This is a genomic window from Geomonas oryzisoli (genome assembly GCF_018986915.1).
Lineage (GTDB): Bacteria > Desulfobacterota > Desulfuromonadia > Geobacterales > Geobacteraceae > Geomonas > Geomonas oryzisoli.
Genome location: NZ_CP076723.1, coordinates 1,403,642 through 1,426,885, shown reverse-complemented (window position 1 = coordinate 1,426,885; position 23,244 = coordinate 1,403,642). Strand labels below are relative to the sequence as shown.

General features: G+C 60.5%; 20 protein-coding genes and 1 tRNA gene. 4 read left to right on the top strand and 17 right to left on the bottom strand.

What is annotated here, in order from left to right; translation table 11 throughout:
- Positions 1-91: 91 nt before the first annotated feature.
- From KP004_RS06320 to ispG, 6 genes are all read right to left on the bottom strand, one after another.
- A complete protein-coding gene (locus KP004_RS06320) occupies positions 92-373 on the bottom strand; it encodes a rhodanese-like domain-containing protein (RefSeq protein WP_239027034.1) in 282 nt (93 codons plus the stop codon).
- 395 nt (positions 374-768) lie between these two features.
- Positions 769-845: transfer RNA gene (locus KP004_RS06315), tRNA-Met, on the bottom strand.
- 139 nt (positions 846-984) lie between these two features.
- Positions 985-1,731: a 23S rRNA (guanosine(2251)-2'-O)-methyltransferase RlmB gene (gene rlmB, locus KP004_RS06310; RefSeq protein ID WP_216801507.1), complete on the bottom strand. Its 747-nt coding sequence runs from the start codon at positions 1,729-1,731 to the stop codon at positions 985-987.
- Between the two features lie 163 nt (positions 1,732-1,894).
- Positions 1,895-2,617, bottom strand: coding sequence for an orotidine-5'-phosphate decarboxylase (gene pyrF, locus KP004_RS06305; RefSeq protein ID WP_216801506.1), 723 nt, complete (start codon positions 2,615-2,617; stop codon positions 1,895-1,897).
- Between the two features lie 155 nt (positions 2,618-2,772).
- Entirely contained in the window at positions 2,773-4,494 is a 1,722-nt protein-coding gene (locus KP004_RS06300; RefSeq protein WP_183348751.1) for a proline--tRNA ligase, read from the bottom strand.
- A 162-nt stretch (positions 4,495-4,656) separates the two neighbouring features.
- A complete protein-coding gene (ispG, locus tag KP004_RS06295) occupies positions 4,657-5,703 on the bottom strand; it encodes a flavodoxin-dependent (E)-4-hydroxy-3-methylbut-2-enyl-diphosphate synthase (RefSeq protein ID WP_216801505.1) in 1,047 nt (348 codons plus the stop codon).
- Between the two features lie 156 nt (positions 5,704-5,859).
- Between ispG and KP004_RS06290 the strand changes: the two genes are divergently transcribed.
- Both KP004_RS06290 and KP004_RS06285 read left to right on the top strand, forming a co-directional pair.
- Entirely contained in the window at positions 5,860-6,513 is a 654-nt protein-coding gene (locus KP004_RS06290; RefSeq protein ID WP_216801504.1) for a hydrolase, read from the top strand.
- A 149-nt stretch (positions 6,514-6,662) separates the two neighbouring features.
- Entirely contained in the window at positions 6,663-8,474 is a 1,812-nt protein-coding gene (locus tag KP004_RS06285) for an amidohydrolase (RefSeq protein ID WP_216801503.1), read from the top strand.
- A gap of 3 nt (positions 8,475-8,477) precedes the next feature.
- Here the strand turns inward: KP004_RS06285 and KP004_RS06280 are convergent, their stop codons facing one another.
- The gene (locus KP004_RS06280) at positions 8,478-9,008 is read right to left on the bottom strand and encodes a YbhB/YbcL family Raf kinase inhibitor-like protein (RefSeq protein ID WP_216801502.1); all 531 of its coding nucleotides are present in this window, start codon (positions 9,006-9,008) and stop codon (positions 8,478-8,480) included.
- A gap of 156 nt (positions 9,009-9,164) precedes the next feature.
- Here KP004_RS06280 and rlmD point away from each other — a divergent pair, with 156 nt between their 5' ends.
- Both rlmD and KP004_RS06270 read left to right on the top strand, forming a co-directional pair.
- Positions 9,165-10,805, top strand: coding sequence for a 23S rRNA (uracil(1939)-C(5))-methyltransferase RlmD (rlmD, locus tag KP004_RS06275; protein WP_239026967.1), 1,641 nt, complete (start codon positions 9,165-9,167; stop codon positions 10,803-10,805).
- 111 nt (positions 10,806-10,916) lie between these two features.
- Positions 10,917-12,122 (top strand): HD domain-containing protein, encoded by a 1,206-nt coding sequence (locus tag KP004_RS06270; protein WP_216801501.1) that lies wholly within the window; start codon positions 10,917-10,919, stop codon positions 12,120-12,122.
- A 230-nt stretch (positions 12,123-12,352) separates the two neighbouring features.
- Here the strand turns inward: KP004_RS06270 and KP004_RS06265 are convergent, their stop codons facing one another.
- The 10 genes from KP004_RS06265 to aspS all read right to left on the bottom strand — a co-directional run bounded on the left by KP004_RS06265 (position 12,353) and on the right by aspS (position 23,118).
- Entirely contained in the window at positions 12,353-13,576 is a 1,224-nt protein-coding gene (locus KP004_RS06265) for an HD-GYP domain-containing protein (protein WP_216801500.1), read from the bottom strand.
- A gap of 394 nt (positions 13,577-13,970) precedes the next feature.
- Positions 13,971-14,519, bottom strand: a complete 549-nt coding sequence (locus tag KP004_RS06260; protein WP_183348762.1) for a 2-oxoacid:acceptor oxidoreductase family protein — start codon at positions 14,517-14,519, stop codon at positions 13,971-13,973.
- 19 nt (positions 14,520-14,538) lie between these two features.
- Positions 14,539-15,351, bottom strand: coding sequence for a 2-oxoacid:ferredoxin oxidoreductase subunit beta (locus KP004_RS06255; protein WP_183348764.1), 813 nt, complete (start codon positions 15,349-15,351; stop codon positions 14,539-14,541).
- Between the two features lies 1 nt (position 15,352).
- On the bottom strand, positions 15,353-16,486 hold the full coding sequence (locus KP004_RS06250) for a 2-oxoacid:acceptor oxidoreductase subunit alpha (protein WP_216801499.1): 1,134 nt from the start codon (positions 16,484-16,486) through the stop codon (positions 15,353-15,355).
- A gap of 21 nt (positions 16,487-16,507) precedes the next feature.
- The gene (locus KP004_RS06245) at positions 16,508-16,699 is read right to left on the bottom strand and encodes a 4Fe-4S binding protein (RefSeq protein ID WP_129126504.1); all 192 of its coding nucleotides are present in this window, start codon (positions 16,697-16,699) and stop codon (positions 16,508-16,510) included.
- A 175-nt stretch (positions 16,700-16,874) separates the two neighbouring features.
- Complete coding sequence (gene mdh / locus KP004_RS06240; RefSeq protein WP_216801498.1) at positions 16,875-17,828, bottom strand: malate dehydrogenase; 954 nt, start codon at positions 17,826-17,828, stop codon at positions 16,875-16,877.
- Between the two features lie 64 nt (positions 17,829-17,892).
- Positions 17,893-20,121, bottom strand: a complete 2,229-nt coding sequence (locus KP004_RS06235) for an NADP-dependent isocitrate dehydrogenase (protein ID WP_216801497.1) — start codon at positions 20,119-20,121, stop codon at positions 17,893-17,895.
- 331 nt (positions 20,122-20,452) lie between these two features.
- Positions 20,453-20,590 carry a hypothetical protein gene (locus KP004_RS06230; protein WP_216801496.1) on the bottom strand — a complete coding sequence of 46 codons (138 nt, stop codon included), beginning with the start codon at positions 20,588-20,590 and terminating at the stop codon, positions 20,453-20,455.
- Positions 20,591-20,631: 41 nt separating this feature from the next.
- The gene (locus KP004_RS06225; protein ID WP_216801495.1) at positions 20,632-21,321 is read right to left on the bottom strand and encodes a LysM peptidoglycan-binding domain-containing protein; all 690 of its coding nucleotides are present in this window, start codon (positions 21,319-21,321) and stop codon (positions 20,632-20,634) included.
- A 12-nt stretch (positions 21,322-21,333) separates the two neighbouring features.
- Entirely contained in the window at positions 21,334-23,118 is a 1,785-nt protein-coding gene (gene aspS / locus KP004_RS06220) for an aspartate--tRNA ligase (protein ID WP_216801494.1), read from the bottom strand.
- Positions 23,119-23,244: the final 126 nt, after the last annotated feature.

Sequence of the window (23,244 nt, the reverse complement as noted above, 5' to 3'; positions counted from 1 at the left end):
AATCAAGAACGGCGTCAATCTCACTTTCACCACAAACCCAACCGTGCTTAAAGAGGCCTCTGCCCGATACGGCCCCACGTTTCCATCGCCATCACTTTTCCAGCGGTCCTCCTGCTCGACGCCACCCAGCCATGTGACCGTCAAGCAATGCTATATTCCGATAGCCGCGGGCCTGTAGCAAGCTCTCGGCTAGGCGTGCCCGCGGGCCGTGCTCACAGGTTATGACCAACTCGGAATTGTGGTCGTCAGGAATCTTGTCCAGTCGCAGCAGAATCTTCCAGGCCGGGGCGTGGATCGCCCCAGGAATGTGGCCCCTTCTGAACTCAATCCCGGTCCTGACGTCGACCAGAATCGGTGTGTCTTTTCCCTTCATACGCTTCATCAGTTCATTTGGTTGCACGTCATCTCCTTAGTCGGGCTGCTCCGGCACCACCATTTCCGTCAGGTCCGAATCATCAACGCACCAAAAAACGCCGGGTGCTGGGAGCCCCTGAAAAGAGGATCCGGCAACCCGGCGAGTTTGTTGGAAGCGACTTCAAGCGCGAATTTCTTTTCTTTCGCAGCAGTCTCTCAAAAGTTGGCCTTTTCAGCAGCAATGCTATTACTGAAACCACGAAAGTCAAACTGCGAAAGGTCCTACTCCTACACACCTCTGTCAACCACTCGCTTTGAGCAGGTTTCTGTGCCTCCCTTAGGTATCTGTATCACTTGTTGAACAGACCAAAAACAAAAAGGGACTTGCAGTAGCTGCAAGTCCCTGAGTTTGTTTGGTTGCGGGGACAGGATTTGAACCTGTGACCTTCGGGTTATGAGCCCGACGAGCTACCAGACTGCTCCACCCCGCGTCATGAACAACTCGACGGTTATACTACAGCGGCCGGACCAAGTCAATGTAAACATTTCCCAAAAGCATTTAACAGGGATAAAGGGGATAAAAGGGATAACTGCAAAATCTTTTGGGGCGAATGATTATTCGCCCCTACATCACTTTTTCACAGTCAGCCTCTGACGCACGACCTCAAAGAGGAATATCCCTCCGGCGACGGACGCATTCAGGGAGTTGACGCCTCCCTGCAGCGGTATACTGACCACTTCGTCACACCCCTTCCGGACCAGCGGACGGATACCCTCCCCTTCCCCACCGATCACCAAGGCAACCCGTCCGGTGAAGTCCTGCTGGTAAAGAGTGCTCTTTGCGGAGCCGTCGGCTCCGTAGATCCAGAAGCCTCCCTTCTTCAGTGTTTCCAGCGCTTGGGAGATGTTGGTGACCTGTACCACGGGCACTGTCTCGGTGGCGCCTGCGGAGGACTTCTCAACTACGGCGGTGACGCCTGCGGCGCGATCTTTGGGGATGACCACCGCGTGGGCACCGGCACAGGCGGCGCTGCGGATCAGGGCGCCGAGGTTGTGCGGGTCCTGGACGCTGTCCAGAACGAGGATGAGTCCATTCTGGTTGCCTTCGAGTTCTGCCAGCACGTCGTCAAGATCGGCGTAGGGAAAGGGCTCTACTTTAAGAGCAACGCCCTGGTGGTGCTCGGTGCCGCAGAGGCGGCTCAGATCTCCCTTCTCGCGCTGGCGGACCGGGACCTTCTTCTCGGCGGCCAGTTTCAGTAGTTTCTCCAGGCGCTTATCGGCACTGGTGCCGGCGACAAAAAGTTCGAAGATGCGACGACTGCCGCGCAGGGCCTCGGTGACCGGATTCAGGCCGTAGATGATTTCTTCTTTTGACATATTGATTCCTTAAAGGCGAAAAGCAGTTACGCAAAGAACACGAAGTACGCGCGAAGAGCACGAAGGAAAGCTTTTTGGGGTTAAACCAAAAAAGTATTTCTTCGGGCCTCTTCGCGGATTCTCAGCGTTCTTTGCGTAACTGCTTTTGCTTTTCTGTTTTTACCTACCCAGCGACGATTTCGTCGACGATCTTCTGGGCGGCTTCGGCCGGGCTCTGGGCGGCGGCGATGGGACGACCGATGACCAGGTAGTCGGAACCTGCCTTGACGGCCTCGGCCGGGGTCATGATGCGCTTTTGGTCGTCGGCGGAGGCGAAGCTCGGACGGACGCCGGGGGTCACCACCAGGAAGTCCTTGCCGCAGGCTTCCCTGATCAGCCCTACTTCCTGCGGGGAGGCAACGACGCCGTCAACGCCGGCGCTCTTGGCGAGCTTGGCGAGCTTTACTACCATCTCGGGAACGGGGAGATCGATGCCGATGCCACGCAGGGTCTCTTCGTTGGAGGAGGTGAGCACGGTGATAGCGAGGACCTTCGGGCGCGCCGTGCAGCCGCTGAAGTTCTTGTCCAGGGTCTCCATGGTCTTGTTCATCATCTCGTAGCCGCCCATGGCGTGCAGGTCACAGAGCTGGACGCCGAGGTTGGCGGCTTCCAGAGCGGCCATGGCGACGGTGTTGGGGATGTCGTGGTATTTCAGGTCGAGGAACACTTCGCCGCCGCATTTCTGGATCATGCGAACCGCGGCGGGGCCGCATGCGGTGTAGAGCTGCTTGCCGACCTTGAACATGCCGACGTGCTGGGAAAGGAGCTCGGCCCAGTACTGCACGTCGCTGAACTCCTTCACGTCCATGGCGAAAATGATCTTCTTGATTGCTTCTTCTCTAGTCATAGTCAAAATCCTTGAAATCAAAACCATTGGCCACGGAGAAAATCTGAGGACTTCTGAGAAAACCAACCCGAAAAAGCTTTGGATTGGTTACCCCCAAAGTCTTTCGTTTTTCTCCGATTTTCTCAGATTTTCTCCGTGGCAAATGGTTTTCGGTTTTATGCCTGCAATGCCTCTTTGACGGCGGCTTTTACCTTGGCTACGGCTTCGGCGATGGGCAGGATCTCTACCTCGCCGCCCCTTCTCTCCTTCAGCTCAACCTTGCCCTCTGCCAGGGTCTTGGCGCCGACGACGATCCGCAGCGGGATGCCGATCAGATCGGCGTCCTTGAATTTGAAACCGGGACGCTCGTCACGGTCGTCGAGCAGCACTTCGACGCCTGCTTCCATCAGCTCGTTGTAGATCTGCTCGGAGGCGGCCTTCACTTCGTCGTCTTTCGCGGAGAGTGCGGAGACGATGCAGTGGAACGGCGCGATGGGGATCGGGAAGATGATGCCGTTCTCGTCGTGGTTCTGCTCTATGCAGGCGGCGACGGTACGCCCGATGCCGATGCCGTAGCACCCCATGAAGATGATCTGCTCTTTGCCGTTGGCGTCGAGGAAGCTTGCGTTCAACGCCTTGGAGTACTTGGTCCCCAGCTTGAAGACGTGGCCGACTTCGATGCCACGCCAGATCTCCAGCTTGCCGCTGTCGCAACGCGGGCAGGGGTCACCTATGACCACGTTCCTGATGTCGACGTACCCTTCCACCTGGAAGTCGCGGCCGATGTTGACGTTTTTGAGGTGGGTGTCGGCGGCGTTGGCGCCGGTGACGAAGTTATGCATCCCCTGCAGCGAGAGGTCGGCGACGACCTTCACCTTTCCGGCCAGGCCGACCGGGCCCGCGTAACCGGTGGGGGCACCGGTCACCTTGAGGACGACGTCGTCTTCAGCCATCTCAAGTTCGGCGGCGCCCAAGTGGTTCTTCAGCTTGATCTCGTTCAGATCGTAGTCGCCGCGCAGAAGCGCCACAACCGGCTCGCCGTCGGCGACCACGATCAGGGTCTTCACCACCTGGGTCGCGTTGACGCCGAGGAAGGCGGAGACGTCTTCGATACTCTTCTGGCCCGGGGTGGCGACGTGCTCCATCGGGCGCGGGTCGGCGTGCTCGACGGCGTCGCTCTTCCTGGTCTCCGCCTTCTCCATGTTGGCCGCGTACTCGCAGCAGGAGCAGGAGACGATGGCGTCTTCGCCGGAGTCGGCGAGCACCATGAATTCGTGGGAGTAGTTACCGCCGATGGAGCCGGTGTCGGCCTCGACGGCGCGGAACTTCAGCCCGCAGCGCTCGAAGATGCGGCGGTAGGCCTTGTACATCTTCTCGTAGGAGACGTCGGCACCCGACTCGTTCACGTCGAAGGAGTACGCGTCCTTCATGATGAACTCACGGCCGCGCATAAGGCCGAAGCGCGGGCGGATCTCGTCGCGGAACTTGCCCTGGATCTGGTACAGGTTGATCGGCATCTGGCGGTAGCTGCGGATCTCCTTGCGGATCAGGTCGGTGATGACTTCCTCGTGGGTCGGCCCCATGCAGAACTCGGCGTCCTTCCTGTCTTTGAAGCGCAGCAGTTCCTTGCCGTAGAATTCCCAGCGCCCCGACTCCTTCCAGAGTTCGGCCGGCTGCACGGCGGGCATGAGGAGCTCGATGGCCCCTGCCCTGTTCATCTCCTCGCGGACGATCTGCTCCACCTTGCGGATGGAGCGCAGCCCCAGCGGCAGGTAGTTGTAGATGCCGGCGGCGAGTTTACGGATCATGCCGGCGCGCAGCATCAGCTTGTGGGAGATGACCTCCGCGTCAGAGGGGGTTTCCTTGACGGTGGGGATGAAATACTGGGAATAACGCATTCGGTTTACCTCTAAGTGAAGTTTAAAAAGACAAAAGCAAAATCGTTAGCCACGGAGAAAATCTGAGAACTTCGGAGAAAACCAAAAGACCAGAAGTGGGTTTACCCCGAAAGTCTTTTGCCTTTCTCAGATTCCCTCAGATTTTCTCCGTGGCCAATGGTTTTAAGGTTTCAGCACTTCTTCTATCAGCGCATCGGCAAGCTTGTCCTGGGGGACTTTGCGCAGGATCTCGCCGTGCTTGAAAAGGAGCCCTTCTCCCCTGCCGCCGGCGATGCCGAAATCGGCTTCGCGCGCCTCGCCGGGTCCGTTCACGGAACATCCCATGACGGCCACGGTGATGTTCTTGTCCAGGTGCGCCAGACGACGCTCGACTTCCTCGGCAACGGGGATGAGATCGATCTGGCACCTGCCGCAGGTCGGACAGGAGACGAAGTTGATGCCGCGCTGCCTGATCCCCAAGCACTTCAGTATGTCATAAGCGACGCGCACTTCGTGCACCGGGTCGCCGGTGAGCGATACGCGCATGGTGTCGCCGATGCCCTGGTGCAGCAGAATGCCCAAGCCGACGGAGGACTTGATGGTGCCGGAGAAGATGGTGCCGGCCTCGGTTACGCCGATGTGCAGCGGGTAATCGACGGCGTCGGAGAGAAGCCGATACGCTTCCAGCGTCCGCAACACGTCGGAAACCTTGATGGAAATCTTGATTTCCTGGTAGTTCAGCTCTTCCAGGATACGGACGTGTCCCAGGGCCGACTCGACCATGGCCTCCGGTGTGGGATGCCCGTACTTGACCAGGAGCTCTTTCTCCAACGATCCGCCGTTGACGCCGATCCGGATCGGGATCTGCCGCTCGGCAGCAGCCTTGACCACCTCGGCGACCTTCCAGCGCTCGCCGATGTTGCCGGGGTTCAGGCGTAGTCCATCGACGCCGGATTCCAGGGCTTTCAGGGCCAGCTTATAGTCGAAGTGGATATCGGCGATGAGCGGCATCGGGCTGCCCGCCTTGATGGCGGCCAGAGCCTGGGCGGCATCCATGTCGGGGACGGCGCAGCGCACGATTTCGCAGCCGGCTTCGGCTAGACGCCCTATCTGGTCGAGGGTCGCAGCCACGTTTCTCGTGTCGGTGGAACACATGGACTGTACGGAGCAGGGAGCGCCGCCACCGATCGGCACGTTGCCTATCTTTATCTGCCGGGTGAGCTTTTTCATAGCGGGACATAGTAGCTAAATCTATGGGGAAAAGCAAGGAGGATCACCCCCACCGTCACTACAGGCGGCAGCGGCAATTGGCAAATTCCTGCTCCACTAATTACCGAGAGGACTATACTGTGCCTATTGGAGGTAAAAAAAAAGGAGGTAGCTGTCATGAGCAAACTGGATTTGCTGAATCCAACCAACAGCACGGTCATCTTCATCGACTTCCAGCCTCAGATGACTTTCGGCGTTGCCAGTATCGACCGCCAGACACTGTTCAATAACGTGATGCTCTTGGCCAAGGCCGCCAGGATCTTCCACGTTCCCACCATCCTCACCACCGTCGAGACCAAGAGCTTCTCTGGAAACATGTGGCCCCAGCTCCTGGACATCTTCCCGGACAACGACATCATCGAACGCAGCTCCATGAATTCCTGGGATGACCCGAAGTTCGTGGAAGCGGTGCAAACCACGGGACGCACCAAGCTGATCATGGCCGCGCTCTGGACCGAGGTCTGCCTCGCCTTCCCTGCCCTTGAAGCCATGAAGGCCGGATTCGAGGTGTACGCGGTGGAAGACGCTTCGGGCGGGACCAGTGTGGCAGCGCACAACGCGGCCATGCGGCGCATCGAGCAGGCCGGGGCGGTGCCGATGACCTCGCTTCAGGTGATGCTGGAGTACCAAAGGACTTGGGCCCGCAAGGAAACCTATGACGATGTCATCTCCGTGGTGAAGGAACATTGCGGCGCCTACGGGCAGGGGGTCGAGTACGCCTACACCATGGTGCACGGTGCACCGGCCAGCAGGCACAACAGCGGTCTGTAGGTTGTTAGCTGTTCTCAGGCCAGCCCCCTCCCTAACCCTCCCCCTCCAGGGGAGGGGACTTAAAGGATGGTTGCTGGCTATACAAAGGGCTGTACTTCCAGCAGGCAGGGGCTCAGCTCTCTGCCTGCTTCTTTTTTGGGAGGCAAGGTATGAAAGGACCGGACCTCATTATACATAACGGCAAGATCAGCACGCTGGCCACCCAGAACCCGGAGGCCTCGGCCATCGCGATCAGCGACGGCAGGGTGCAGGCTCTCGGCGGCGAAGAGTTGACCGCGACGGCCGATGACCACACGCAGTTGATCGATGCGAAGGGGCGCCGGGTGATCCCGGGGCTAAACGACTCGCACATACACGTGATCCGTGGAGGACTCAACTTCAACATGGAACTGCGCTGGGACGGGGTGCCCTCGCTCGCGCTGGCGCTGGAGATGCTCATGGAGCAGGCGAAGCGGACACCACCGCCGCAATGGGTGCGGGTCATCGGCGGCTGGACCGAGTTCCAGTTTGCCGAGCGGCGCATGCCTACCCTCGATGAACTGAACCTGGCAGCGCCCGATACGCCGGTCTTTATCCTGCACCTGTACGACCGCGCCCTGGTGAACCGCGCTGCGCTGCATGCACTCGGCTACGGCAAGGACACGCCCGAACCGCCGGGCGGGATGATCGAGCGGGATAGAAACGGCAACCCGACCGGACTCTTGATCGCCAAGCCGAACGCCATGTTGCTCTACGCAAGCCTCGCCAAGGGGCCGAAGCTCGGCTTCGAGGACCAGGTGAACTCGACGCGCCACTTCCTCAGGGAGCTGAACCGGCTGGGCCTCACCAGCGCCATAGATGCCGGCGGTGGGTTCCAGAACTACCCCGACGACTACCGCGTTATCCAGCAGTTGGCCAAAGCGGGAGAGTTGCCGCTGCGCATCGCGTACAACCTGTTCACGCAGCACCCCAAGGGTGAGCTGGCCGATTTTTCCCAGTGGGTCACCATGACGCAACCGGGACAGGGGGACGATTTCCTACGCATGAACGGGGCGGGCGAGATGCTGGTGTTCTCGGCCGCCGACTTTGAGGATTTCCTGGAGCCGCGCCCGGACCTCCCGGTGGTGATGGAGGAGGAGCTTGCCGCGGTGGTACGGCTGCTGGCGGAGAAGCGCTGGCCGTTCCGTCTGCACGCGACCTACAACGAATCCATCACCCGTTTTCTGGACGTGTTCGAGGCGGTGAACCGGGACATCCCGTTCAACGGATTACGTTGGTTCTTCGACCACGCCGAGACTATCACGGCGAAGAACCTAGAGCGGGTCAAGGAACTGGGGGGCGGCATCGCCATCCAGAACCGGATGGCCTTCCAAGGTGAATATTTCCTCGACCGGTACGGTGAGCGGGAAACGGCACATACCCCGCCGGTGCGCAGCATGATGGCGATGGACATACCGGTGGGTGCCGGCACCGACGCAACACGGGTGGCGAGCTACAATCCTTGGCTGTCTCTTTACTGGTTGGTCAGCGGGCGCACCATCGGCGGCACACTGCTCTATCCCGAGGCGAACCACCTAAGCCGCATGGAGGCGCTCAGGCTGTACACCGAGGGGAGCAGCTGGTTTTCCGGCGAGGATGGAAAGAAGGGTAATTTGACACCCGGAGCCTTGGCGGACCTTGCCGTGCTCTCCGCTGACTACTTCGAGGTCCCCGAGAAAGAAATCAAGGCGATCGAATCGGTGCTGACCGTGGTCGGCGGCAAGGTAGTGTACGGCAGCGAAGAGTTCGGCAACCTGGTGCCGTCGCTACCGGTTAGCCCAGACTGGTCACCGGTGAGACGTTTCGGCGGTTACCACAGCGGCGATGCGTCGGCTCCCCTGGCGGCGCACAAAGAGGCAGAACCGGCGTACCGCCACACGCGCATCTGGCTTCCGAGCCAGCGCCGTTTCTGGGACTTGGGCTGCGATTGTTTTGCTTACTAGGCTCTAGCGATGAGCGTAGATTACAAGGAGCTCGGTCTGCGCCAGGACTTTGCCGCGCATGGCGAGGTCGAGCTCTTTCCTGGTGCTGTTGGCGGGAAGGTTGAGGCGCTCTGAGAGCGCGTAGAGACGGAAATAATAGCGGTGCTGCCCGGACGGCGGGCAGGGACCGCCGTAGCTTTTGCGCCGCCAGCTGTTCTCTCCCTGCTGCGCCCCGCGCGGGACCGCCCCTTGGGCAATCTGCGTGGTGGCCGGATCGATGTTCCAGAGCACCCAGTGTGCCCAGGTTCCCCCTGGGGCATCGGGGTCGTCCATGATCAGGGCCAGTGACTTGGCTTCCTTGGGTACTCCCGCGATGGAGAGGGGCGGACTGGCGTCGGATCCATCGCAGGTGAAGGTGGCGGGAATGCTGCAGGAGTTTGTGAAAGCACTACTGGTCAGTTTCAACTGCGCCTTTGCCTCACTCGCCTGTACGGTTGCGGCGCAGGATAGAGCCAACACCGCGAAACACAGTAACCTCTGCTTGAAGCTGGTCATGGCACACCTCCGGTCTTTGCAAGCTTTGTCCTTACCGTCTTTAGCGCACTGACATTTCGGCACCAGAGCTGAGTGTAGCTTTTGAGCGGTAGTCTGCAAGCTCCCAAGACAATTCGACGGTTGACATGGCCTGGATTTCCCTTTAAGTATGAAGGCATGAAAAATACCAGAAAACCAAAGCAATTCTCCGACAGTTCCAAACCCTTCCGTAAAGAAACATCCGCCGCACCCACGGCGAAGAAGCCCGCTGCGAGGACTGAGCGCTCTGCCACAGCCGAGCCCACCACCGGGAAGAATGCGCGTCCGGCGGCGCACAAGCCGCGTGACCATCGCGAACACACACCTGCCAAGGGCGTGAAGAGGCCCGACGCAAAGGGAGCCACGAGTCAGGCAACAGGAAAGAATGCCCGTCCGGCCCGTGCCGCGGAGGAACGCCAGCCCGCGCTGCATAGCGGACAGGTGCTGGAAGTCCAGATACAGACCAACAACGACGAAGCCTACGGCGTCGCCTACCACGAGGGGACCAGGATCCTGGTCGCCGGGGGACTCGCCGGCGAAACCCTGGTGGTGAAGATCACTTATGTCGGGCGCAGGGAATCCTTCGCCAACATCATAAAGATCTTGAAAAGGTCCCCCGACCGCGTCCCCTCCCCCGCCTGCACCATGGGCAGGGTCTGCGACGGCTGCGGTCTGATGCAGATGCGCTACCCGGCTCAGCTCGCCTGGAAGAAGGGGCTGGTCGCCAGGCAGATCCGGAAGTACCCCTCGCTTGCCGAGGTGGCGATCCACGATACCATCGGCTCCCCCAACGAACTCGGCTACCGCAACACCGCCAAGCTGGTGGTGGCGGGCAAGCACGGCGACCCGGTGATCGGCATCTACCGGCGCAACAGCCACGATGTCTTGGAGATCGCGGACTGCGCCCTGCACCACCCGCTGATCAACAAAGTGGTCAAGGCCGCCAAGGCGGGCATCAAGAAGGGGAAGGTGCCGATCTACAACCCGAAGAGCGAGATGGGACTGTTGCGTTACCTCGTGGTTCGGGTGGCCGAGCCGAGCAACCAAGTCATGGTTGTCTTCGTAACAACCGACCAGGGCTATAACGAGATGCACCACCTGGCCAAGTTCATCCAGCAGGCGGTGCCCGAAGTCGCCGTGGTGGCGCAAAACATCAACACCTCGACCGGCAACGTCATCTTCGGCCACAAGGATCGCTCCATCACCAAGGCGCAGACCTTGAAGGCGTACATCGGGGACAAGAGTTTCAACCTGTCGCCGCATTCCTTCTTCCAGGTCAACAGCGGCGCGGCCCGCATCATCTACGAGAAGGTGCGCGAGTTCGCACGTCTGACCGGTAAGGAGCGGGTGATCGACCTCTACTGCGGCATCGGCGGCATCTCGCTGTTCCTGGCCGACAAAGCCCGCGAGGTTGTGGGTATCGAAGTCGTAGATGCGGCCGTCGCCGACGCCACCGCCAACGCGGCCATGAACCGCGCCGAGAACTGCAGCTTCGAAGCCGGCGACGCCGTCCACCTCATCGACGAGATCGGCGAGGAAGGTGGTGCCGACCTGATCGTGCTCAATCCGCCCAGGAAGGGGTGCGACGAGAAGGTGCTGAAGAGCGTGGCGGCCATCAAGCCGCAAAGGATCATCTACGTTTCCTGCTCACCGGAGACGCTGGCGCGCGACCTGGATATCCTGGCAGGGCTCGGGTACAAGACGCTCGAAGTGCAGCCGGTGGACATGTTCCCGCAGACGGTGCACGTCGAGGACGTGGCGCTGCTGGAAAAAATCTAAAAGCATTACCTCACGCAAAGCCGCAAAGGCGCAAAGCAAAACATCCCCCCCTTCACCCCTGTTTTTTTGCTTTCTTTGCGGCTTCGCGTCTTTGCGTGAGACGAGGGGCTAATGGACCGGTTGATTGCTGCATTGAAGAGCTTTTTCCCGGAGCACCTGCACTCCTCGATCTTCATGGTAGGCGGCATGGTGCGGGACGTGCTTTTAGGAGTCGAGTGCCAGGACGTGGACCTGGCGGCGGCGGTTCCCGTCTCGGAACTTACCGCGCTGGGCTTTCGCCTAGTGGAATCCAAAAGCACCCCCAACATCTACTTCCGCTTCAAAGAACCCTTCGGCAAGATCGAGATCACCTGGCTCCACACGCTCGATGCCCTTCCGGACGACCTCTCCCGACGCGACTTCACCGTTAACGCCATGGCCATGTCGCTGGACGGCAAACTCTCCGATCCTCTCCGCGGCCAAGCGGACCTCCAGCGACGCACCCTGCGCTGCTGTAGCCCCACCAGTCTCACGGACGACCCGTTGCGCATCCTGCGTGCCTTTCGTTTCGAGTGCGAAGGGTGGCGCCTGGATGCGGAGGCGGAAGCGATCCTGAAAAGCCGGGATTGGTCGGTGCAGTTGCAGGGAATCCCGGTGGAGCGCTTCTCCCAGGAGATGCTGAAGGCCATCGGCAAGGAGGACCCGTCCCGCTTTTTCCGCCGCATGGTGGAGTTCGGGATCGGCGACAACTTCCTCCCCGAGATCTTCCGTATGGCGGCAATCACGGCGGGGCCGCCCCAGCATCATCCCGAGGGGGACCTGTTCACCCACTCGCTGCAGGTACTGGAACGGATGGCGCAACTGACGCCGGACCCCACCGCCCGCTTCTGCGCCCTCTTCCATGACTTGGGCAAGTTGTACACGCCGCCGGAACTCCACCCCAAGCACCACGGGCACGACGCGCTGGGAGCAGAGCAGGTGCCCGCCTTCTGCAAAAGGCTCCGTCTGCCGGTCGCGCTGCAACGCGCACTGCAGGCAACCAACAGGCTGCACAACAATGCCAACCGGTGGGAGGAACTGCGCGACTCGACCAAGATCAGGCTGGCGCTGGATGCCATCAAGGGGGGGATTCAGGATTTCCTGCCGTTGCAGGTGGCGGCGGACTTCCATGCAGAGATGCCGGGGTGGGAGGTGGCGCTGGAGGTGGCGAGGATGAATGCGGCGCAGTTGGGGGTTGACCCGGCGCTGTTGGACAATAAAGAGGTTCCGCCGGAAAAGTTGCAGCAGGTCATCATGCAGCACAGGGTGGAGCGGTTAAAAAAAGGCCTTCACGACTGAAATCCGTTCCAGTAACCTTCCCTCTCCCTGGCCCTCTCCCTCCGGGCGAGGGGACATAGGTTGCTGCCTTTCCGCGATTCCCCCCATTTTCAACTAGCCTCCATGCCTAGCGCGTTCCCGCCCCCGGAGGGGGAGGGACAGGGAGGGGGCTTGCGTTCATCACCCTCCTCACCTCACCAGGCAAAAGGTTGAAAAGAACCGCCACCTCCTCGGCTAACCGAAGCTAATCCCTATTTCAATTTTGCAGCGTTGACGGCCCGGTCCAGGCCGAGCTTGGGAACGGAACTGTCGTAGATCATCTCGAACATGTGCTCGATCCTGAAGAAGGCTGCCAATACTGAGGGATCGAAGTGGGCAGCGGGGTTGATACGGTCATCTCCGTTTCTGAACACGTCGAGGGTTTCCTGGTGGGTCATGGCTCCCTTGTAACTGCGCCGGGAACGCAGGGCGTCGTAGACGTCAGCGACCTTCACGATCCGCCCCGATAGCGGGATCCGCTCTCCCTTCAGACGCTTGGGATAGCCGGTGCCGTCCCAGTTCTCATGGTGCGAGATGGCGATCTCGCGCGCGATCCTGAGCCTGGGGGAGTCCCCTATGATCTCCGCACCATAGGCGGGATGCTGGCGCACCAGCTTCATTTCCCTCGGGGTCAGCCTCCCCCCTTTGAGCAGGATTTCAGTGGGAATGCGGATCTTGCCCACGTCGTGCATCTGCGCGGACATCGACATGTCCTCCACGAACTCGGTGTTGAACCCCATGTTGGCCGCAAGCGCCCCCGCGTAGCGGTTCACACGCACGATGTGGTGCCCTGTATCCGGCTCGGCCGCTTCACAGGCTCGGGCCAGGGCCTGGATGGCGTAGTGGAAGGCATGCTCGGTCTCGCGCATGCCGTTGGAAACGGTGATGAGTGAACCGATCATGACCGCGGCACTTCTGAGCACGTCGGCGTCGTACTCGGTTACGTGGCCGGCATAGTTGAAGGCTTCGATGACGCCGCGGACGTCGCCGCTGATGCGGCAGCTTACGAAGTTGAGTATCGGTTCTTCCATGGCCGCTACCACCTGCGGATGGAAGAAGGTTTGGAACTCCTCCACGGTGGCACAACTGTCAGTCCAGTTCAGTGCCACCGCTTCGCTGCCCCCCTCGACCATGAGCAGGCTGCTGGCGTATGTGGAACCGGGTTCGATGGTGATCGGGTCGGAGCGCTCCAGAAGTTCGCCGTGCCTTAAGTGAAAAACGCGTCCGTTGCAGCAGACCGAGCCTGGGCCCTCGTTGGCGATCAGTATGCCGCTGGGCCCGCGGCGGCCGTTGCCGCCGAGCAGTTTGCCGAGCACCTCGCGGTACAGCTCGTCGCTGCTGAATTTACGGCGGGTCAGATCCCTGAGGGCCTCGTCTGTCAGTCCTATGAGATCGAGGGTCTGTCGGAGCGCCATGTGGCACAGTTCCTGGGGCATGCATCCTTCCTTTTTGGCAGGGCTAAAAGTGGTCTCTTCTTTATAGCTGATGCCAAAGAAACTTCAACGGCTTTGAAACTTAACGCAAAGGCGCAAAGACAGCAATAGCATAAAACCAAGACTCTGGACTTAAAGTCTTGTTGTATTTGCTTTTGTTTTGCCTCTTTGCGCCTTTGCGGCTTTGCGTTAGAAAAAGCCTTTCAGACTTTAACGCAAAGGCGCCAAGGCGCGAAGACGCTAAGGTATGTAAATGTAACAGCAAAAAACCAAACCAATATGTGGTTTTCTTCTCTTTGCGTCTCTGCGGCTCCGCGTCTTTGCGTTAAAGCTTTTGGAATAAAAAAAGGCCCGGCTGTGAGGCCGGGCCTTTCCTTTGTTACTGGTGTCAGGACAATTAGGCGCGTGCTGCGATGGCTTTCTCGTAGCCCATCTGGAACGCCTTCTTGTTCAGCTCCATGAAGGCCTCCGGCACGCGGGCCAGAACTGCCTTCTCGGCGCCTTCCTTGGTGACCACACCGGTCAGTGCCACCATGGCGCCCAGGGCGACGATGTTGGCCACGATCTCACGGCCAACTTCGTTCTTGGCAGTGTTGATGATCGGGAAGGCAACGGTGTTGAAGTTCCCTTTGGGAACGTTCTTCACAAGGTCGGAGTCGATCAGCAGCACGCCCCCTTCCTTCAGGTCATGGGAGTACTTGTCGGCTGCTTCCTGGGTCAGCGCGAGCAGCGCGTCGACCACGGTCGCCTTCGGGTAGTCGATCATGGTGTCGGAAACGATGACCTCCGACTTGGATGCACCACCCCTTGCCTCGGGGCCGTAGCTCTGGGACTGAACTGCCTGCTTACCGTCGTAGATGGAAGCGGCTTCTGCCATGATGACGCCGGCGAGGATGAGACCCTGCCCACCAGCCCCGGAAAATCTGATTTCATATCTCTGAGACATCTGAGGTTCTCCTCCTTTGTTATTTCTTGGCGCGCTCAATGACCTTCGCGTATTCGTCGGTGTAGTTCGGACGCTCTTCCTTGTACAGAACACCGGTGAGGATCTTGCCTTCGAGCTGCTCGGCAGTCATCTTCTCGGCGGCCTTGACCGGAACGGCGATGTCCTTCAGGCGGTTCATCATCTCGATGACCGACTTGAACTTGTTGCGGCGACCGTAGGTGGTCGGGCAGTCGTCCAGGATCTCGACAACGGAGAAGCCTTTGTGCTGGATGGCTTCCGCGATCAGCTTGTCGATCTGGGTTGCGTGGTACGCGGTGCCACGGGCCACGAAGGTGGCGCCGGCGCCGATTGCCAGCTTGGCGACGTCGAATGCCGGGTCGGGGTTGCCGTACACGGTGGTGGACGCCTTGGCGCCGGTCGGGGTGCAGGGGGAGAACTGGCCGCCGGTCATGCCGTAGATGTTGTTGTTCATGATGATGTAGGTCATGTCGATGTTACGACGGCAGGCGTGGATGAAGTGGTTGCCGCCGATCGCGGTACCGTCGCCGTCGCCGCCCACGAGGATGACGTTCATCTCCGGCTTGGCCATCTTGACGCCGGTTGCGAAAGCGGCGGCGCGGCCATGCGCGGTGTGCAGGGTGCAGAAATCCATGTAGCCGGGGAGACGCGATGCGCAGCCGATGCCGGAAACGATGGCGGTGTTGTCCTTCTGAAGACCAAGGGTGTCGATCGCGCGGATCAGGCCTTTCATGACAATGCCGTGACCGCAGCCCGGGCACCAGATGTGCGGCAGCTTGCCGGGACGGATGTACTTATCGTAATCAAAAGCCATGTTACTTAACCTCCTTGATCTTTTCGAGGATCTGCCCCGGGTTGATCGGCTCGCCGTCAACGCGGAAGATGCCGTGGACCGCTGCCTTGCCTTCTGCGCAGCGCTTCACTTCACCGGTGCACATGCCGAGGTTCATCTCCGGAGTGATGAACGCCTTCACCTTGCCGGCAAGAGCGGCGATCTGCTTCTCCGGGAACGGCCAGAAGGTCTTGATCCTGAACAGGCCGGCCTTGATCCCCTGCTTCCTGGCCTCGTTCACTGCGAAACGGGCGGAGCGGGAGGTGGAGCCGTAGGCGACGATGGCGACTTCGGCGTCGGCCAGTTCGTACTCTTCAAACTGGACGATGTCGTCGATGTTGGCGTCGACCTTGCGCACCTGGCGCTCTTCCTCGGCCTGCACCCAGGCAGCCTTAGTGGTCGGGAAGCCGTCCTGGCCCTTGTTGAGGCCGGTCACGTGGAAGCGGTAGCCGCTACCGAAAGCGGCCAGCGGCGGCACGTCGCCGAAGCTGGTGTCGTACGGCTTGTACTCGGCCGGGGCAACGCTCGGTGCGGTCCTGTTGACGACTTCCAGCTCGCCCGGCTCCGGGAACACGATGCGCTCGCGCATGTGGGCCACGATCTCGTCCGGCATGACCATAACCGGGGTGCGGTATTTCTCAGCCAGGTTGAAGGCGCGCACGGTCTCTTCGAACAGTTCCTGCACGGAGGCCGGGGTGAGGCAGATGGCCGGGTGGTCACCGTGGGTGCCCCACTTGGCGCACATGACGTCGGACTGGGAAGGGCCGGTCGGCATACCGGTCGAGGGGCCGCCCCTCATGACGTTGACGATGACGCACGGGGTCTCGGCGATGCAGGCGTAACCGATCAGCTCCTGCTTCAGGGAGAGGCCCGGACCGGAGGTCGCGGTCAGTACTTTAGCGCCGGTAAGCGAAGCGCCGATGACGGAAGCCATGGCACCGATCTCATCTTCCATCTGAATGAATTTACCGCCGATCTTCGGAAGCTCGACAGACATAACCTCTGCCACCTCGGTAGAGGGTGTAATCGGATAACCGCCGAAGAACGTGCACCCGGCGTAGAGTGCCCCCTGTGCGGCAGCTTCGTTCCCCTGAAGGAATGCAACTTTTTTAGCCACTTTCATACCTCCTAAGATTGTTTACGATACTTTGATTGCAAAGTCAGGGCATCTCAGCTCGCACTGCATGCACTTGATGCAGGCCTCAAGGTTCTTGACGCTAGCCACAAAGCCCTTCATTTCCAAGACCTTGGTGGGGCAGAATTCCACACAGATGTGGCACCCCTTGCAGTACTTCTCGATGATCTCGATGTTCGCCGGTGTTTTCTCCATCAACGTAGCTCCTTTGACAAATTGCCCTCGCAGGCTGTGCAAATTGTGGGGTTATAACACATAGTGTAAACAAAATGCAAGTGCTCGGATTTTGGCCCAAACTGTCTGTTTTTGTAAAAAAGGGGTAGAGAGGGGAAACCTCCCTACCCCCTGGTAGTACCACTCAAGCTGCCTGTTACTTCATGGAACCAACGAGTTCCTTAACGGCGGCAACCGACTTGTCCATCATGGCCTGCTCTTCGGCATCCAGTTCGAACTCGAGGATCGCCTCGACGCCGTTCTCGCCCAGGACGCAGGGAACGCCGACGTAGAAGCCTTTCACGCCGAACTCGCCGTTGAGGTATGCGCAGGTCGGGAGAACGCGCTTCTGGTCCTTCAGGATGGACTCTGCCATGCAGATGGCGGAGGAAGCCGGGGAGTAGAAAGCGGAACCGGTCTTGAGCAGCGCGACAACCTCGCCGCCTGCGCCGCGGGTCCTCTTGACCATGGCGTCCATGACTTCCTTGGCCTTAGCCTTGTCCTTGTACTTCTTCTCGAGCAGTTCCATGACCGGGATGCCGTTCACGGAGGCGTAGCGCACCAGCGGCACCATGTCGTCGCCGTGGCCGCCCAGGGTCATCGCGTTCACGTCCTTCACGGAAACGCCCAGCTCCCAGGCGATGAAGGTCTTGAAGCGTGCGGAGTCGAGGACGCCGGCCTGGCCGATGACGCGGTTGTAGGGGAAGCCGGTGATCTTCTGGCACAGGGTCACCATCGCGTCGAGCGGGTTGGAGATGACGATGACGAAGGAGTTCGGTGCGTGGGTTTTGATGCCTTCCGCAACGGAGGTCATGATCTTGGAGTTGACCTCGATCAGGTCGTCGCGGCTCATGCCCGGTTTGCGGGGGAGACCCGCGGTGACGATGACCACGTCGGCGCCGGCGATGTCTTCGTAGCTGTTGGTCCCCTTGAGGCAGCAGTCGAAGCCGTCAACCGAGCCCACCTCGGCGATGTCCAGCATCTTGCCCTGCGGCAGGCCTTCCACGATGTCGAACATCACCACGTCACCCAGTTCACGCAGAGCTGCAAGCTGAGCAAGGACGCCGCCAATCTGACCACCACCGATAAGTGCGATTTTCTTACGTGCCATGTTTTCTTCCTCCGTTAATTAAATGTGATGTGTACGGTACAACGGAATTTACTGTTTACGCCTCTTAGACGATAGAGTCAATGATCGCGTTCAGGGTCGCGCTCGGACGCATAGCCGCTTCGGTCTTGGCATCGTTCGGGTGGTAGTAGCCGCCCATGTCGACCGGCTTGCCCTGGGCGCCGATAAGCTCGGCGTTGATCTTTTCTTCGTTCTCCTGCAGTGCCTTGGCGACCTTGGCGAACTTGGCGGCGAGGTCGGCGTCCTTGGTCTGGGCGGCAATGGCCTCGGCCCAGTACATGGCCAGGTAGAAGTGGCTGCCGCGGTTGTCGATCTGGCCGACCTTACGCGCCGGGTTCTTGTTCTGATCCAGGAACTTGGTGTTGGCGACGTCGAGGGTCTCGGCGAGGAGAGCAGCCTTGTCGTTCTTGAAGGTGGCAGCCAGGTGCTCGAGGGAGACGGCCAGGGCCAGGAACTCGCCCAGGGAATCCCAGCGCAGGTAGCCTTCCTGCTGGAACTGCTGCACGTGCTTCGGAGCGGAACCGCCCGCACCGGTTTCGAAGAGGCCGCCGCCCGCCAGAAGCGGAACGATGGAGAGCATCTTCGCGGAAGTGCCGAGCTCGAGGATCGGGAACAGGTCGGTGAGGTAATCCCTCAGGGCGTTGCCGGTGACGGTGATGGTGTCTTTGCCGGCCTTGGCCCTGGGCAGGGTGAATTTCATCGCCTCTACCGGGGACATGATGTGGATCTCGAGACCGTTGGTGTCGTGGTCTTTGAGGTAGGTGTTCACCTTCTCGATCATCTGGGCGTCGTGGGCGCGGTTCTTGTCGAGCCAGAAGACGGCCGGAGCGCCGGTGGCGCGGGCACGGCTGACGGCGAGCTTGACCCAGTCGCGAATCGGGAGATCCTTCGCCTGGCAGCCGCGCCAGATGTCGCCCTGCTCGACCTGGTGCTGGATCAGCACTTCGCCGGAGGCGTCGACAACGCGCATGGTGCCGTTGAGCGGTGCAACGAAGGTCTTGTCATGGGAGCCGTACTCCTCGGCCTTCTGTGCCATCAGGCCGACGTTGGAGGTGGCGCCCATGGTGGTCGGGTCGAACTGGCCGTTTTTCTTGCAGAAGTCGATGCACTCCTGGTACCACTCGGAGTAGCTGGTGTCAGGGATGACGCACTTGGTGTCGGCAAGCTTGCCGTCCGGGCCCCACATCTTGCCGGAGTCGCGGATCACGACCGGCATGGAGGCGTCGATGATGATGTCGTTGGAAGCGTGCAGGTTGGTGATCCCTTTGTCGGAATCGACCATGGCCAGCGGCGGCTGCTTGGCGTAGGTGGCCTGGATGTCGGCCTCGATCTCGGCCTTTTTGCCTGCCGGGAGCTTGTCGAGTTTCTTGTACAGGTCGCCCAGACCCAGGTCGGCGTTGACGCCGATCTCTTTGAAGGTCGCCTCGTGCTTCTCGAAGACATCCTTGAAGTACACGGAGACGAAGTGGCCGAAGATGACCGGATCGGAGATCTTCATCATGGTGGCCTTCAGGTGCACGGAGAAGAGGATCCCTTTGGCCTTGGCGTCGTCGATCTGCTCCTGGATGAACTTACGCAGAGCGCGGACGTTCATGAAGGAGCCGTCCAGTACCTCGCCGGCCTGCAGCGGGAGTTTCTCCTTGAGCACGGTCACGTTGCCCAGGTTGTCCACGAACTCGATCTTGGCGGTGGTGGCCTCTTTCAGGGTCACCGACTTTTCGGAGTGGTAGAAGTCGCCGGCGCTCATGTTGGAGACGTGGCTCTTGGAGTCGGAAGCCCAGGCGCCCATTTTGTGCGGGTGCTTCTTGGCGTACTCTTTGACGGCCTTGGCGACGCGGCGGTCGGAGTTGCCTTCACGCAGCACCGGGTTGACGGCGGAGCCGAGCACCTTGGCGAAACGCGCGTGCAGTGCCTTCTCTTCTTCGGTCTTGGGCTCTTCCGGGTAGTTGGGGATGTTGTACCCCTGGCTCTGCAGTTCGGCGATGGCGGCTTTGAGCTGCGGGATGGAAGCGGAGACGTTCGGGAGCTTGATGATGTTGGCTTCCAGCTTCTGGGTCAGCTCGCCCAGGTAAGCCAGCTCGTCGGCGATCCTCTGCTCCGGGGTCAGGTTCTCCGGGAAGTTCGCGATGATCCTGCCTGCCAGGGAGATGTCCCTGGTCTCGACCTCGACGCCGGCTGCCTTGGTGAAGGCGTTGACGATGGGGAGCAGGGAGTAGGTTGCCAGTGCGGGGGCCTCGTCGATCTTGGTCCAAACGATCTTAGTCTGTGTTGTCATGATCTCTCCTTGAGTTTTATGCGCAGCATAAAATGCAAAATGGTGGGCAAAGCCACGCTGCCATCGCCCGACATGGTGTTTTATTATCCTGAGGGAGCCCGCCAACAACCTTCCATCCACCCCCGATGAGGGGCCTTGGCGGCGACTCTCGAAATATATAAAGGATTATGGGATGTTAGCAGGATATGCTTGGATTTCAAATTTTGTATACAGTATACAAAACGTTTTTCACTGTCAAGGGAAAATCTGGGTGAATTCGGCGAGGATTCTAAATAGGAGTAGAGCGGGTCGGCAAGGGGTGACGCTTGGTCGGATGCGGGAAAAAAGCGAGCTAAAACGCGCAGTGGCGCAAAACTATTACCAAAAGGGATGAGGCGGCCGCCGCTGCGGCGGGGACGGCGACGGCTACGACGGCGAAGCGCCCCACCGTCTCACCGGCGACGAAAAGAAGAAACGGCCGTTTTTGCACAAAATGACGTTCAAAAATACTGTCTGACGAAATGGGGTCGATCAGTGCAGAGGGTGCTCCTGGGCGTAGCGCCGGGCCTCGCCGAAGTCGTCACGCCCTGCGTTCCTGGGAACGCGCAGTACCTGCCCCGGCCAGATGTGCTTGGGGTCGCGGATCTGGTCCCGGTTGGCGCGGTAGATCAGGGGCCAGAGGTTGCGGTCCCCGTAGACCTCGGGGCGCGAAGCGATCAGCGGCAGGGATTCGCCACGGCGGACGGTCCAGGAGGCAACCTGCACAGGCTCCTTTACCACCGGACGCGCCTTGCGCCGCTCCGCCTCGGCTGCTTCGCGCTGGGCCTTCTCGGCGGCCAGTGCCTTGGCCAGGCGCTCTTCCTCCAGACGGGCCAACCGTACCAGTTCGGCCTGCCGGCGTTCCTCGGCCAGGCGCGCAGCCTCGGCCAGCCTGCGGGCCTTTTCGGCGGCAACCTCCTGCGCGAGGAGATCCCCCTTGAGGATCGTCATCTGGAAGTAGCGGTCTGCTTCCTCCTGTTCGCTCTCCATCAGGTAGGCGTCCCCCTTGAGAAACGCCTGGAGCACGCTCGCGTACTCGGCCGGACGCAGCCGCTCCCCTCCTTCGAGCTTCAACTGGTCGAGTTTGGCGGCGGCTTCATCGCGAAAACGCGGCGGCTGCGTTGCGCAGGCCGCCGCGGAGAGCATGAACAGCAGGAGTATGAAACGGGCGAAAAGCCTCAATGAGGTGACGCCTTACTGCTTCGCGGCGAGACGGATGCCCAGGTCGCGCAACTGCAGGGTGTCGACGCCGGAGGGAGCCTCGGACATGAGGCAGGCGCCCTTCTGGGTTTTGGGGAAGGCGATGACGTCGCGGATGGAGTCGGAGCCGGTGATGAGCATCATCAGGCGGTCCAGGCCGAAGGCGATGCCGCCGTGCGGCGGGGTGCCGTACTCAAGCGCGTCGAGCAGGAAGCCGAACTTGCCGCGCGCGCTCTCTTCGGAGAGGCCGAGCATCTTGAACATGAGGGACTGGACCTCTTCCTGGTGGATCCTGATGGAACCACCGCCGATCTCGTTACCGTTGAGCACGAGGTCGTAGGCCTTGGCGCGGCAGCGGCCGGGGTCGCTCTCCACGTACTGCAGATCCTCGTCCATCGGCGCGGTGAACGGGTGGTGCACCGCGGCCCAGCGCTTCTCCTCCTCGTCCCACTCGAGCAGCGGGAAGTCGGTGATCCAGACGAAACGGAACACGTTCGGATCGGTGAGCCCCATCTTGGCGGCGAGGTGATTCCTGAGCTTGCCGAGGGAGTCGTTGACTACTTTCGGCTTGTCGGCCACGAACAGGAGCAGATCGCCTTCCTGTGCGTCGAAGGCCTTGTCCATAGTGGCGATCTCTTCCGGGGTGAAGAACTTGGCGATCGGGGACTGCCACCCTTCCGCGGTCATCTTCACGTAGGCAAGGCCCTTGGCGCCGTAGATCTTGGCGAACTCGGTAAGGTCGTCGATCTCCTTGCGGCTCATGGCGCCGGCGCCCTTCACGTTGATCCCCTTGACGATGCCGCCGCCGTTGACCACGTCTGCGAAGACCTTGAAGCCGGAATTCTTGACGATGTCGGAGAGTTCCACCAGCTCGAGGCCGAAGCGCAGGTCCGGGTTGTCGACGCCGAAGCGGCGGATCGCCTCCTGGTAGGTCATCCTCTGGATCGGGAGCTCGACCTTCACGCCGCGCGCCTCGGAGAAGATGCGGGCCATGAGACCTTCCATCACGGTGATGATGTCTTCGCGGTCGATGAAGGACATCTCGCAGTCGATCTGGGTGAACTCGGGCTGGCGGTCGGCGCGCAGGTCCTCGTCGCGGAAGCAGCGCACGATCTGGAAGTAGCGGTCGAAACCGGAGACCATGAGGATCTGCTTGAAGAGCTGCGGGGACTGCGGCAGGGCGTAGAACTCACCCTTGTTGATACGGGACGGGACCAGGAAGTCGCGGGCGCCTTCGGGGGTGGACTTGGTCAGGAACGGGGTCTCCAGCTCCAGGAAGCCGTTGTCGGTCAGGTAGGAGCGGGTGAGCTGGGCCACCTTGGAGCGCAGGATCAGGTTCTGCTGCAGCTGCCCGGTCCTGAGGTCGAGGTAGCGGTACTTGAGGCGGATGTTCTCGTTGACGTCGACGAAGCCGTCCAGGGTGAAGGGAAGCGCCTTGGAGGGGTTGAGGAGCTTGCACTCTTTTACCAGCACCTCGACCTCGCCGGTCTTCATCTTCGGGTTCACCGTCCCTTCCGGACGCGCCGCCACGGTTCCCTTGATGGCGAGGACGAATTCGTTCCTGGCGGTCTCGGCCTTGGCGTGCGCGTCGGCGTTTCTTTCCGGGTCGAAAACCACCTGGGCGACGCCGTCGCGGTCGCGCAGGTCAACGAAGATGAGCCCGCCGTGGTCGCGCCGCTTGGCTACCCACCCCATCAGGACCACGTCCTGACCGATGTGCTCGGCCCGCAACTCGCCGCAATAACTGGTTCTCTTCCAATCGCCCAGAAAATCTATCATGTAAACCCTCCTTGGTTTTATCTGCAGGGAAATAAATCGCGTAACTATAACCAAAAACAATTTTTGCTTCAACCAAAAAGCACCCCCGCGCGGGGATCGGGCCGCGGCGCGCCTGCCGCGACCGGC